The sequence below is a fragment of the Chryseobacterium salviniae genome, assembly GCF_035819015.1.
Classification (GTDB): Bacteria; Bacteroidota; Bacteroidia; order Flavobacteriales; family Weeksellaceae; genus Chryseobacterium; species Chryseobacterium salviniae.
This window is the reverse complement of the sequence record NZ_JAYLAA010000050.1, coordinates 135,065-148,428: the sequence shown is the minus strand read 5'-3', so window position 1 is coordinate 148,428 and position 13,364 is coordinate 135,065. Positions and strand designations below refer to the sequence as shown.

General features: G+C 36.6%; 9 protein-coding genes. 3 read left to right on the top strand and 6 right to left on the bottom strand.

Going from position 1 to position 13,364, the window contains the following annotated elements; genetic code table 11:
• Positions 1-23: 23 nt before the first annotated feature.
• The 4 genes from SOP96_RS15900 to SOP96_RS15885 all read right to left on the bottom strand — a co-directional run bounded on the left by SOP96_RS15900 (position 24) and on the right by SOP96_RS15885 (position 4,377).
• Positions 24-872, bottom strand: a complete 849-nt coding sequence (locus SOP96_RS15900; protein WP_326321881.1) for an ABC transporter permease — start codon at positions 870-872, stop codon at positions 24-26.
• Positions 873-1,042: 170 nt separating this feature from the next.
• On the bottom strand, positions 1,043-1,906 hold the full coding sequence (gene rfbA, locus SOP96_RS15895) for a glucose-1-phosphate thymidylyltransferase RfbA (RefSeq protein WP_326321880.1): 864 nt from the start codon (positions 1,904-1,906) through the stop codon (positions 1,043-1,045).
• 10 nt (positions 1,907-1,916) lie between these two features.
• The gene (gene rfbB / locus SOP96_RS15890; protein ID WP_326321879.1) at positions 1,917-2,996 is read right to left on the bottom strand and encodes a dTDP-glucose 4,6-dehydratase; all 1,080 of its coding nucleotides are present in this window, start codon (positions 2,994-2,996) and stop codon (positions 1,917-1,919) included.
• A gap of 58 nt (positions 2,997-3,054) precedes the next feature.
• A complete protein-coding gene (locus tag SOP96_RS15885) occupies positions 3,055-4,377 on the bottom strand; it encodes a UDP-glucose dehydrogenase family protein (RefSeq protein ID WP_326321878.1) in 1,323 nt (440 codons plus the stop codon).
• A 210-nt stretch (positions 4,378-4,587) separates the two neighbouring features.
• Between SOP96_RS15885 and rimP the strand changes: the two genes are divergently transcribed.
• The 3 genes from rimP (at position 4,588) to infB (ending at position 9,391) form a co-directional block, all read left to right on the top strand.
• A complete protein-coding gene (rimP, locus tag SOP96_RS15880; protein WP_326321877.1) occupies positions 4,588-5,055 on the top strand; it encodes a ribosome assembly cofactor RimP in 468 nt (155 codons plus the stop codon).
• A gap of 15 nt (positions 5,056-5,070) precedes the next feature.
• Positions 5,071-6,306 carry a transcription termination factor NusA gene (gene nusA, locus SOP96_RS15875; protein WP_326321876.1) on the top strand — a complete coding sequence of 412 codons (1,236 nt, stop codon included), beginning with the start codon at positions 5,071-5,073 and terminating at the stop codon, positions 6,304-6,306.
• Between the two features lie 79 nt (positions 6,307-6,385).
• Positions 6,386-9,391: a translation initiation factor IF-2 gene (infB, locus tag SOP96_RS15870; protein ID WP_326321875.1), complete on the top strand. Its 3,006-nt coding sequence runs from the start codon at positions 6,386-6,388 to the stop codon at positions 9,389-9,391.
• 1,361 nt (positions 9,392-10,752) lie between these two features.
• On the opposite strand, the gene SOP96_RS15865 is transcribed toward infB, so the two are convergent.
• Positions 10,753-11,400 carry a hypothetical protein gene (locus SOP96_RS15865; RefSeq protein WP_326321874.1) on the bottom strand — a complete coding sequence of 216 codons (648 nt, stop codon included), beginning with the start codon at positions 11,398-11,400 and terminating at the stop codon, positions 10,753-10,755.
• A gap of 17 nt (positions 11,401-11,417) precedes the next feature.
• Complete coding sequence (locus SOP96_RS15860) at positions 11,418-13,325, bottom strand: S8 family serine peptidase (RefSeq protein ID WP_326321873.1); 1,908 nt, start codon at positions 13,323-13,325, stop codon at positions 11,418-11,420.
• Between the last annotated feature and the right edge of the window lie 39 nt (positions 13,326-13,364).

The following is a 13,364-nucleotide window of genomic DNA, read 5'->3' as shown; positions in this document are numbered from 1 at the left end:
TGTTGGGAATGTTAATATTTTTTTTAAACGGTATCCATAAAGGTTTTCTCCACCTTGTTGAATATGAGGGTTCCTGTGATCAGAAGTAATAGAATGATAACAGAACTAATTATAAGCATTAAAGGTGAGAAATCTCCCACTCCCAGCCAGGCATATTTAAAACACTCAAAAATTCCGGTTAACGGATTATAAAAAGAGAGTTTTTTAAAAATTCCGGGTAAGGATGAGACGGGATATATGACAGGAGTTGCATACATATAAAGGTTTACCCCAAATACCAAAAGCATGCTGAGATCCTTGTATTTTGTGGTAAGGGAAGAAAATATCATCCCTGTTCCCAATGCAAAAAGAGCCATAAGAATAATAAGGAACGGCGTTGCAACGATCCATATATTAGGCTGAATTTCACCCTTGAAGAGATAATAAGCCCATACCATCAGAAATAAAAGAAATTGAACTCCGAAGCGCATGAGATTTGAAATTACTATAGAAATCGGCGTTACAAGCCTTGGAAAATATACTTTTCCGAAAATGCCCGCATTTCCCACGAATGTGGAAGAAGTGCCGATGAGGCATGATGAAAAGTAATTCCATAGCGTAACCCCTGATAGGTAAAATAGCAAAGGCGGAGCATCATCTGTAGGTAATCCTGCTATTTTGCCAAAAACAATAAGGAAAGTAATCGTAGTTAAGATCGGGTTTATAAAAAACCAGATGGGACCTAAAATTGTCTGCTTAAAACCGGATATGAAATCTCTTTTTACAAACATGTAAACAAGATCTTTGTAATTCCATACCTCTTTTAATTTTAAGTCGAGCAAAGAATGTCGGGCTTCAATTATTTCGGTCCACTTTGTTTGTGGTTCATTCATTTGTGCTATGTTTACTGCAAATTTAAATTATTTTCTAATATGTAGCATATTTATTCTTAAAAAATTATTATTAGGTTAAAAAAATTAAACGCTGTTGGTGCTAAACTAAGATTTGTTGTGCAATACAATAATTTTAGTTAATAAGTAATACTTCTTGTATTTGGATTTTATTACTTGATTACCAACTGTTTTAAATATTCGCCGTACCCACTTTTTCCGTATTTTACTGCTGTTTCCAAGAGTTTTTCTTCATTGATGAATTTATTTCTGAAGGCTATTTCTTCAATACATCCGATTTTGAATCCCTGTCTTTTTTCAATCACGCGTACAAATTCTGAAGCATCATTCAAAGAATCGAAAGTTCCCGTATCAAGCCATGCAGTACCCCTGTCTAAAACACCTACTTCAAGCTTGCCTTTGCTGAGGTACACATTATTAACATCCGTAATTTCAAGTTCGCCTCTTGCAGACGGCTGAATATTTTTTGCAATTTCAACCACTTCATTGTCATAGAAATAAAGTCCGGGAACAGCATAATTCGATTTTGGTTTCAGTGGCTTTTCTTCAATAGAAACAGCTTTAAAATCATCATCAAATTCTACCACACCATACCTTTCAGGATCTGCAACATGATAGGCAAAAACAACACCTCCTTCAGGATTGGTTTTATTTTTAAGTAAAGTACCCATTTCAGAGCCATAGAAAATATTGTCTCCCAAAACCAATGCGGCGGCATCATTTCCAACGAATTCATCACCCAGTATAAATGCCTGTGCCAATCCGTCCGGACTTGGCTGCACGACATACTGAATATTACAGCCTATCTGTGAGCCGTCACCTAAAAGTTTGATAAACCCCTCCTGATCGTGAGGCGTTGTGATAATCAGAATATCTTTTATTCCTGCCAATAGCAGGGTAGACAACGGATAATAAATCATCGGTTTGTCATAAATCGGCATCAGCTGTTTGCTTACTGCAATGGTAAGAGGATAGAGCCTTGTTCCTGAGCCTCCGGCTAAAATAATTCCTTTCATTGTATTATATTTAATGATACTGGTTTTCATAATATTTCTGATAGTCACCACTTGTTACATTTTCCAACCATTCTTTATTTTCTAAGTACCAGTCGATGGTTTTGGCGAGTCCTTCTTCAAAAGTTACAGATGGCTTCCATCCAAGATCTTTATTGAGTTTGGTGGCATCGATAGCGTAACGCTTGTCGTGTCCCGGCCGGTCTTTAACAAAGGTGATCAGCTTTTCTGAGTAGCCTTCCGGTTTCCCCAGTTTTGCATCCATTTGTCTGATTAATTCCTTCACCAGATCAATATTCTGCCATTCATTAAATCCTCCGATATTATAAGTTTCCCCGGTTTTGGCTTCATTGAAAATCTGGTGGATTGCTTTTGCATGATCGATCACAAAAAGCCAGTCTCTTGTGTATTTACCATCCCCATAAATCGGCAAAGGTTTTTCATTGATAATATTAAATATACAAAGTGGAATTAATTTCTCAGGAAAATGATTCGGGCCATAATTATTTGAACAATTTGAGATGATAAACGGCATTCCGTATGTGTTTCCATACGCTCTTACCAAATGGTCTGAAGCAGCTTTTGAGGCCGAATACGGAGATTGCGGATCGTAAGCTGTAGTTTCTAAGAAAAAGCCTGTTTCGCCTAAACTTCCATATACTTCGTCTGTGGAAATATGGTAAAATAAGTTGGTTCTTTTTTCATCCGGGAATCTTCCGTGGGTATGATCAGGATTCAGAGTCCAGAATTCTTTACATAAATTTAATAGATTTGCTGTACCGTTTACGTTGGTATTGATGAATGCCATCGGATCCGTAATGCTTCTGTCCACATGGCTTTCTGCTGCCAAATGTACAACAGCATCCGGATTATATTTTTCAAAAATTACTCTTAATTCTTCAGGATTTGTAATATCTGCTTTCTCAAAAACATAATTTTGTTCATTTTCAATATCCTTTAAGTTTTCAAGGTTTCCCGCGTACGTAAGTGCATCGAGGTTAATAATCGTTGTTTGCGGATTATTTTTTACAAATTCTCTTACAACGTGGGAGCCAATAAAACCTGCTCCTCCTGTGATGATTATATTTTTCATTTTGCTGTGATATTGGCCGCTGGCTTTAGGCTTTTGGCAATTACTTGATTTTTTACTTTTAAATTGGATTCTTCTGAATGGTTTTTCGGCCAATACTTTTATAATAAAAACCATTCTGCTCAGGAATTTCCAGCGGATACATATTTCGTCCGTCAAAAATTACCTTATTGTTCATTCTCTTTGCCATCAGTTCGAAATTCGGATTTTTGAATTCCGGCCATTCTGTTGCAATAAACAAAGCATCTGCATTGTCCAGAGCTTCGTACATATTTTTTGCGTACTGAATTTTGTCGCCTAATATTTTTTTTACGTTGTTTTCTGCAACCGAATCATAAGCAATAATCTTTGCTCCTTTTTCCAAAAGCAACGTAATGTTATCTAAAGAAGAGGCTTCACGAATATCGTCGGTATTCGCCTTGAAGGCTAATCCCCACATTGCGATCGTTTTTCCTTCGATATTTCCTCCGAAATACTTTTCAATCTCCGAAACAAGGATTACTTTCTGGGCAATATTTACATTTTCTGTCGCTTCTAAAATCTGAAAATTAAATTCTTCCTGCTTTCCGGATCTTATCAATGCTTTCACATCCTTCGGGAAACAGCTTCCGCCGTACCCAATTCCCGGAAACAGGAATCTGTGCCCGATCCTGTCATCACTGCCCATTCCTAAACGAACTTTATCTACATCTGCTCCTACTTTTTCACAATAATTGGCAATTTCATTCATGAACGTTATTTTTACGGCAAGAAATGAATTGGCGGCATATTTTGTAAGTTCGGATGATTTTTCATCCATGAATATAATAGGAATCCCAGTATTGGTAAAGGGCTGATAGATCTTCGCCATAATGTCTTTGGCCTTTTCCGAGCTGGAGCCTACAACAACCCTTGATGGATTCATGGAATCTTCAACCGCAAAGCCTTCCCTAAGGAATTCCGGATTGGAAACCACGTCAAAAGGAATTTCTGTCTTCGATTGGATGACCTCCCTTACTTTATCGGCAGTTCCTACAGGAACAGTACTTTTGTTAACGATAACCTTATAATCGGTCATCATGTCGCCGATATCGGAGGCAACCTTCAGAACATAAGAAAGGTCGGCAGAGCCGTCTTCTCCGGGTGGAGTTGGCAAAGCAAGATAGATCACTTCGCTTTTGTCTAATGCTTCTTTTAAATCGGTCGTGAAAAATAATCTCTCAGACTGGATATTTCTTAAAAACATCTCTTCAAGATTCGGCTCATAGATGGGAACTATGCCGTTTTTCATTCCCTCAACTTTTTTTTCATCAATATCTACACAGTATACTGAATTTCCAAGTTCTGCTAAAGTCGTTCCTGTGACTAATCCTACATAACCTGTTCCTACAATAGTAATATTCAAAGTAAATGTATTTTTTAAATTAGTACAAAAGTAATAAAAATACTGTCATGGTTAAATTTTAAGTAATAATTAACTTATTGTATTGATTTTAAGATATTTTGCATTTCTCATAAATATTCGTATATTTGCAATGGATTTACGGAAAAACATGGGAAGGCCTTCGGAAGAAAGCCTTTTTTCGTACGAATAAATCAGCATTGTAAATAACGTATGGAGTTTAGAAAAAAAATTGAAGAATTATTGAATGACTTTCTGGAAACCAGAAAAGATTTATTTCTTATAGATCTGAAGATTTCTGCCGGAGATGATATTACAGTGATCTTGGATGGCGACAATGGCGTTTCTCTGCAGGATTGCCTGGATGCAAGCCGTGCAATTGAATTCAATGTGGACCGTGAAGAGCATGATTTCAGCCTTCAGGTAATGTCTGCCGGTTTAAGTGAGCCGTTGGCAAGTCAAAGACAGTTTGCTAAAAATATCGGACGAGAGATAGAAGTTTTATTGAATGACTCTTCAAAGATTGAAGGGGAACTTGCAAAAGCAGACGAAGAAAAAATTACACTTATCCTGCGGTACCGCAAGCCAAAAGATATTGGTAAGGGAAAAGTAGATGTGGAGGAGGAAAAGGAAATTCCGTACTCTGAGATTAAAAAAGCATTAGTAACAATTAAATTTTAAAAGAAAAAAGAATACATGGACAATATAGCGTTGATTGAATCCTTTGGTGATTTTAAAGACGAAAAGGGGATCAGTAAGATCGATCTTATGGCAATTATTGAAGATTCACTGAAAACTCTTTTAAGAAAGAGATACGATTCGGATGACCATTTTGATGTGATTGTAAACCCTGATAAAGGAGATTTTCAGATATTTTTAAATAAAACCATTGTGGAAGACGAAATGTCTGAAGACGATGATCTTGAAATAGAAATTTCCGAAGCTAAAAAGATCGATCCAACCTTTGAAGTAGGAGAAGATTTCACCATGGAAATTCCTGTTGCCCAGCTGGGAAGAAGAAATATTCTTACCCTGAAGCAGATTTTGGCTACGAAATTGCAGGAGCACAACAATGCGATGTTGTATGAGCAGTTTAAAGATAGGATCGGGGAGATCGTAGTAGGGGAAATTCACCACATTCGTCACAAGCATGTAATTTTACTTGATGACGAAGGAAATGAGTTTATTCTACCTAAAGAAAACCAGATTCCTTCCGATTTCTTTAAAAAAGGAGAAAACATCAGAGCTATTGTAGAAACAGTAGATTTCAAAGGTTCAAAACCGCAGATTATTATTTCCAGAACTGCCCCTAAATTCCTTGAAAAATTATTGGAGCTGGAAATCCCTGAAATCCAGGATGGAACAATTATGTTGAAAAAAGTAGTAAGAATTCCTGGTGAAAAAGCGAAAATTGCAGTAGATGCTTACGACGACAGAATTGATCCGGTAGGAGCCTGTGTAGGGGTAAAAGGATCGAGAATTCACGGCGTGGTAAGAGAATTGAGAAATGAAAACATCGATGTGATCCAGTGGTCTAAAAACCCTGAGATTTTGGTGAAAAGAGCTTTAGGAAATGTTACCATCAATAAAATTGATATCAACGAAGAGCAGCAATATGCATTAGTATATACACCTGTTGAAGAGATTTCTAAAGTGATCGGAAAACAGGGGCAAAATATAAGGCTTGCTTCTTGGCTGACTGGTTACGAGATCGATGTACACAGAGAAGCCAGCGAAGATGATGATGTTGAACTGAAAGAATTCAATGATGATATAGACCAGTGGATTCTGGATGAGTTTAAGAAAGTTGGTCTTACGACAGCAAAATCGGTTTTGGATAAAGAAACTGAAAGTTTATTGAATATGGTAGATCTTGAAGAGGAAACCATTGAAGAAGTGAAGCGTATTCTGAGAGAAGAATTTGAAGATTAAGATTTGTAAATAAATTTTAATAAACAGTAAAAAAGAAAATACTTTAATTTTAAGAATTAAAAAACAGTAAATAATATAGATGCCAAAAATTAGATTAAATAAAGCGGTTAAGGAATTCAATATTTCGATGTCCAGATTAGTAGAATTTTTACAATCAAAAGGCATTGAGGTTGAAAGCAATCCTAACGCTCAATTAGAAGAAGCGGCATATTCTGCATTGGAGGCTGAGTTTGCCAAAGACGGCGAACAGCGCAAAGCCTCCCATGAGGTGGTGATCACAAAAGTTCCGGAAGAAAAACTGGAGATTGAAGAAAAGAAAACCCCTGAAGTAATAAGAGCTAAAGCTAATAAACCAGAAACTAAAATTTTAGGTAAAATAGACTTAGAGCCTAAGAAACCTGAAGTGGAAGAAACTCCTGCTCCAAAGTCGGAACCTGTGGTGGAAGAGAAAAAAGAAGTTGCTCCCGAAGTAAAAGCAACACCTGAAAAACAGGAATTTAAAGTTCTGGATAAAATAGATTTGTCACAGATCGAGTCAAGAAACAGACCCGTGAAAAAAGACAAGCCAAAAACAGAAGATAAAAAAGAAGAGGAAAAACCTGTGGAGAAAACGCCGGAAGTAGTAAAAGAAACGCCTAAACCAGTTGAAGAAGTTTCGCCCAAACCTGCAGAAGTAAAAGTGGAAACTCCAAAACAGGATGATGACCAGCAGGAACCTCAAAAAATTGAAACCGTTTACCAAAAACTGGACGGCCCCAAAATAGTTGGTGAAAAAATCGACTTAACGCAGTTTGCCCCGAAACAAGGCGCAGGTGCTAAAAAGAAGAGAAAAAGAATTGAAAAGCCCGGTGGCCAAAATCCACAAGGTGGAAACAATAATCAGCAAGGCGGCAACAACCAGGCACAAGGTAACCGTCCTCAAGGACAGGGAGGCCAGAGTGGAAATCGCCCTCAAGGTCAAGGCGGACAAGGCGGAAACCGTTTTGGAAACAATAACCAAGGTGGCCAGAACCGTCCTCAAGGGCAGGGCGGACAAGGCGGAAACCGTTTCGGAAACAACCAGGGAGGCGCACAAGGAAACCGTCCGCAAGGTCAGGGTGGCCAAGGCGCAAACAGAGGAGGTTTCAACAGAGGCGGGCAAAACAACAGGCCAGGTCAAAGAACAATGCCTGTTGAGTTAACCGACGAACAAGTAAAAAACCAAATCAAGGAAACCCTTGAAAAATTAACCAATAAAGGAGGTAAATCTAAATCTGCCAAGCACAGAAAAGATAAGAGAAACTTCCGGAGAGAACAAGACGAACGTCAGCAGGAAATCGATGCAGCAGACAGAACATTAAAAGTAACGGAATTCATCACAGTTGGTGAATTGGCCAGCTTAATGAATGTGTCTCCTACAGAAGTAATTTCTGCATGTTTCTCTTTAGGAGTAATGGTTACCATGAACCAGAGACTGGAAGCAGATACCTTATTATTAGTAGCAGACGAATTCGGTTATAAGATTGAATTCTCCGATGCTGATCTTGGGGAGTCTGACGCAGAAGAGGAAATCGATTCTGAAGAAGATCTTCTTCCAAGAGCTCCGATTGTAACGGTAATGGGTCACGTAGACCATGGTAAGACATCATTGCTTGACTATATCAGAAAGACAAATGTAATTGCCGGTGAGTCCGGAGGGATTACTCAGCACATTGGTGCTTATAATGTGAAACTGGAAAACGAACAAAGAATTACCTTCTTAGATACACCGGGTCACGAAGCCTTTACGGCGATGAGAGCGAGAGGTGCACAGGTTACCGATATTGCCATTATCGTAATTGCTGCCGATGATGATGTGATGCCTCAGACAAAAGAAGCAATCTCTCACGCACAGGCTGCAGGAGTACCGATGATTATCGCTATCAATAAGGTTGATAAACCCAATGCAAATCCTGATAATATCCGTCAGCAGCTTTCCGGGATGAATATCTTGGTAGAAGAATGGGGTGGAAATGTTCAGGCGCAGGAAATTTCAGCTAAATTCGGTAATAATGTGGATGTATTGCTTGAGAAAGTTTTATTACAGGCTGAATTGCTTGAATTAAAAGCGAATCCTGATCGTTCGGCAAATGGAGTTGTTATAGAAGCTTCTCTTGATAAAGGCAGAGGTTATGTAGCAACAATGTTGGTGCAAACCGGAACTTTAAGAGTGGGAGATTATGTAGTAGCAGGTAAAAATCACGGTAAAGTAAAAGCTTTGCTGGATGAAAGAGGCAAAAACCTTTCTGAAGCAGGTCCTTCCATTCCGGCAACCATTTTAGGTCTGGATGGTGCACCTACCGCTGGTGATAAATTCCGTGTTTATGCCGATGAAAGTGAAGGTAAGGCAATTGCCAACAAAAGAGAACAGCTACAGAGAGAACTCTCCATCAGAACTAAAAAGCATACAACACTTGAAGAATTGGGAAGACGTATTGCTTTAGGAGAATTCAAAGAATTGAATATCATCCTTAAGGGTGACGTAGATGGTTCGGTAGAAGCGCTTTCTGATCAGTTACAAAGATTGTCTACAGAAGAAATCAGTGTAAAAATTCTTCACTCGGGTGTTGGACAGATCACAGAATCTGATATCAACTTAGCGGCAGCATCTGATGCTATTATTATCGGATTTAATGTAAGAGCCGGGGCAAATGCTAAAGAGCTTGCAGACAGAGAAGAGATTGAAATCAGAACCTATTCTGTAATCTATAAAGCAATCGATGAGGTAAAAGAAGCGATGGAAGGAATGCTTTCCCCTGAAATTCAGGAGCAGGTAATCGGTAATGTTGAGATCCGTGAAGTATTCAGGATTTCTAAAGTAGGAACTATTGCAGGCTGTATGGTTCTTACAGGAAAAGTTACCAGACAATCCAAGATACGTTTGCTAAGAGATGGAATTGTGAAATTCGATGGTGAACTTGAAAGTTTGAAGCGTTTCAAAGACGACGTAAAAGAAGTTACCAAAGGCTACGAATGCGGATTGAACCTTAAAGGATATAATGACATAGAAGTTGGTGATATTCTGGAGGTTTATGAAGAAGTAGCTGTTAAGAAAAAGCTGAAATAAAATATATAGCTATTTAAAAAAAGGCCGTTTCACGATTGCGAAACGGTCTTTTTATTTATATCATTTAGCAGATTTCAGCAGAATCGGGATATTCCGTGAGTACTTTTCAGCGGTGTTTTAACGTGATACTTAGTAAAGCTCAAAACTCAGTTACAGCCAGAACAAGGAAGTTTATTTATTCATCGGCGGTACCTGTTTTTCTAATGAAATCTGTCTGGTTGTTTATAGAGAAAAATGTTTTTAAGCAAACCCAGCTTTACAGAATTACGGACGGAGAACATGATGAAGAACTCAAATAGGATTTGGAAGATATTCTGAATTTAGGAATAAAAACTAGCGGGATCAGCTGCGATGGCTATAAATCTCTACTGAAGCTATCCGAAAAGTTTGTCCTAAAGTTCCTGTTCAGAGATGTCTGGCTCATATTCAGAGGATATGCAAGATATGGCTTTCCGCCTATCCAAAATCTGTAGCTGGTTTTGAGTTGCGTAAAATTGTCTGTAAAATCATTTTATTGATAACGAAGTTAAAAAGCAATATTGGATCAAAGAGTTTTTGGATTGATCTGAAAAGCATAAAGAATTTTTGAATGAAAAAATCATACAGACAAGAAACCGGAAGATATTAGTTCACGCATAAAATGGTGAGAAGATGTTTTCGGTTATCAAAAAAGCTTTGCCAAATATGTTTTTGTTGCTGCAGAATCCTAAAATCCAGAAACAACTAATGGAATAGAATTTTTTTCGGTCATTTAAAAGGCAATCTAAATATTTATCGAGGGCTTACAAAAAGTCGGAGGAAAAAAGTTTATCCAATGGTATCTTTATTATAAAATCTAAAGTCGTAAAAGTTTTTTTTAGCCATAGAGCTGTTCCGATAATTTACAAAAAAAGATAGTAAAACCATCCTATAAACTATTGTTACAGCGCCGATTGTATTGCTGGTAAGTTGCTCCTCAGCGTTACTCACTTACTCTTCCAATCAACTGCAAAATATTACGAATTATTTCTGACTAAAACTTGACCACATTACCCAAAATGTTTGGAATTAAGAATAAAACTAGGGACTAAGTAAGGGATTAAGTAAAAGTTTTATTAACCTTATGAGGTAGTTTGTATCTCTTCTCATACCTCTGTAATCTGAAGGTCATCAATCAACTTAAATAAAATAAATGATGGTCAATATTATAAAGGTCACTTAAGCAAAACTCAGATTTAAAAAGTCCACTAATAATTCAATTAGTGCAATTTATAAAATTATAAATGCTTTAATTAAAAAAAGGATAGCTGAATCACTATCCCTTAAGATCATTTCTATATCAACATCATTTAACATTTATGTTGACCAGATGATTATTTGTATTATTTAGATAAAAAATCGGCAATTTTTGCTAAGTCAGATTCTTCATCAAAGCTTAGGTTATTTTGTTTCATAAAACTTTTAAGTGACTTTTCTTTTTCCGAGAAATTTGAGGAAACACTTTTTTTGGAAAGTTCAAATAATTTTCCATCTTTAGAAACATAGTATTTAGGAGGAATATTCTCAAAGCTCGGAGGTACATCCTGCTCATAACTTGAACTTGCTTTCTTTAAATCTTTGAAAATAGTAGTTATTTTTTTTAGGACTAAAGGGTTACTGCTTACTTGCTCTAAATACACTTTTGCATTATCTAAAGTTGTAAGAATAAATGTTTTTCCTGTAGTTTTAAAAAAAATTTTTGAAAGATTATCTTCCTTTGGAACTATATATATTAAATCATCTTTTTTAAATTCAAAAGAATCTGTATAGCTATTATAGCGTGTCGGAATGTCTTTATAGCTGCCAATATCAGCTATTTGAAAGTTAGGATTCAAATATGGAGTTCCTTTTACATCTTTATATTCATATTTATTATTTTTAAAATATAATGTTTCGAAAAAAGTTTGTGCATTTACTCCTATCGCTATTTGACAAAAAAGCGTTTGGTATGGGATAATTATGAATATAAATATGAATAGTATTTTTTTCATGATAAAAATTATTATAATTATTCTTTAATGAACTTAAAGGTTTTATTCTTGCCATCTTTAGCAATGTAAGTTGCTATATAGCTTCCTTTAATTAACGATGTGACATTTATTTTATTATTTACTTTTTTCAGATCCTTTACAAGTTTTCCGGTAATGTCGTAAATTTTAATATCTACATTACCTTTTTCATTAAAATAAATATAGTCCTTAGCTGGATTAGGGTAAAATTCTACTTTTTCGTCCGAAGGGTTAACTTCTGCTGTTGATAAGGTTGAAAGGCTATCTGAGGTTGTTATTAATGAGAAATTTTGACTTCCTCCGGTTAGTGTTCCTTTATGAGTTACAGTTATTGTATAAGTGCCTGAAGGATTTTGAATATCAATTCTCTCGAAATTGTCAGTATTATTTGTTGAATTATTGCTTGCTGATTCCGAAGGTATAGCCATGCCTTCAAGTTTCCATGGGTAATAAGTAGTACCGTCCTTTGTAATTTTAATATCTAAATCATTAACTAGATATTTTGTTGGAGGGTCTATTGTTCCGCTATTCGGTGATGGTGCTTGAGGATCAGTCCATGAAATTGAAGCTTTTAAAGGTGAAGATCCACTTGCTGTTATTGTTTTTGTGAAGGTTGCGCCATTATTTAGAGCTAATTCTTCTATAACACTTTTAGTACCGTTTGCATTTCCTTTATTGCGAATTGCAATTGCAGCTTTTTCAGCATTGATAAGTCCCCATCCAAACTGATAGTCAGGTCCGGGGAATTCACCTGTTTCATCGGCAGTATGTAAAATAAGTCCCTTTACCGTTGCAGCTCTCATAAAGTTTCCGTAAAGAGAATTGTAATATTGCTGTAATAGTAATACCACTCCCGTTACACCAGGAGATGCCATTGATGTACCGGACTCAATACCTGTAGCTGTATCGGAAGTTGATAATGTAGAACGTACAAATACACCCTTCATAGAAATATCAGGTTTGATTCTTCCATCGTCGGATGGGCCCCAGCTACTAAAAGAAGACATGTCTACACTAGATGGACCTGTATAAGTATTAACTTGGTTTACAGCAGCAACAGTAATAACATTTTTTGCATTACCATGTCCAAAGATCATATCATATCCTCCTTTGCTCGCAATTTGTAATGATCCCGGAGCTGTTGTTTCATTACGATCATTTCCTGCAGAAACAACAGGAAGGTAATAAGGATTGTTGTAGGTGATATTATCAATTGTTCTTGCTCTGGAATCATAAGCACCATAAAACCATATACTGCCTAAAGATCCTGTTCCATATGAATGGTTAGATACTAATAATCCATTAGAAGCTTCTGTTGTCATTTCAGAAAGATCTCCCGTCCAATCATAAGATTTCACAGAGGAGTTAAAAGCAACACCTCTTACTAAAGAACTCAATCCTTGGGCGCAAATAGTACCGGCAACATGCGTAGGGTGATCCTCGAAAGTTGTACCATCTTCTAAAGATATTTTACTAACGCCGGCAACTATAAATTCCTGATGTGTATTTAATGCATTTCCGCCGTCCCAAACTCCAGCGATCATATTCTGACCCTGAATATTGATACCTAATCCTCCCCCATTATATAGTTTGTTTGCTCTTGCAGTAAGAGCAGCGCCTGCATTATCCGTTCTTGCGTATATTATTTCTCCATTAGGTAATACATCAATTAATTCCTGTATCCCCATGTCTCCAAACTTTATTTTTTTTTTAACATTTGGATTTTGTTGTAGGTATTGTTCTAATCTAATTTTACGCTGAAATTCTTCAGTGTTTAGTGATTTTAATAATATAGCATTGGCGGCTTGATTAGAATGACTGATGATTTTTCGTTTTTCTTCCATAGTTTGAGCTGTAGTAGAAAGAGAAGCGAAAATTAACAATCCAATTAAAGTATATTTTTTCATTTTAACACGATTTTTGACAAATATATACAAAATATGTTA

Excerpts from the sequence above, each read along its gene's own strand:
- rfbB (WP_326321879.1), bottom strand. The coding sequence starts at position 2,996 with ATGAAAAATATAATCATCACAGGAGGAGCAGGTTTTATTGGCTCCCAC.
- rimP (WP_326321877.1), top strand. The coding sequence starts at position 4,588 with ATGGAGTTTAGAAAAAAAATTGAAGAATTATTGAATGACTTTCTGGAA.
- SOP96_RS15865 (WP_326321874.1), bottom strand. The coding sequence starts at position 11,400 with ATGAAAAAAATACTATTCATATTTATATTCATAATTATCCCATACCAA.
- rfbA (WP_326321880.1), bottom strand. The coding sequence starts at position 1,906 with ATGAAAGGAATTATTTTAGCCGGAGGCTCAGGAACAAGGCTCTATCCT.
- infB (WP_326321875.1), top strand. The coding sequence starts at position 6,386 with ATGCCAAAAATTAGATTAAATAAAGCGGTTAAGGAATTCAATATTTCG.
- SOP96_RS15900 (WP_326321881.1), bottom strand. The coding sequence starts at position 872 with ATGAATGAACCACAAACAAAGTGGACCGAAATAATTGAAGCCCGACAT.
- SOP96_RS15860 (WP_326321873.1), bottom strand. The coding sequence starts at position 13,325 with ATGAAAAAATATACTTTAATTGGATTGTTAATTTTCGCTTCTCTTTCT.
- nusA (WP_326321876.1), top strand. The coding sequence starts at position 5,071 with ATGGACAATATAGCGTTGATTGAATCCTTTGGTGATTTTAAAGACGAA.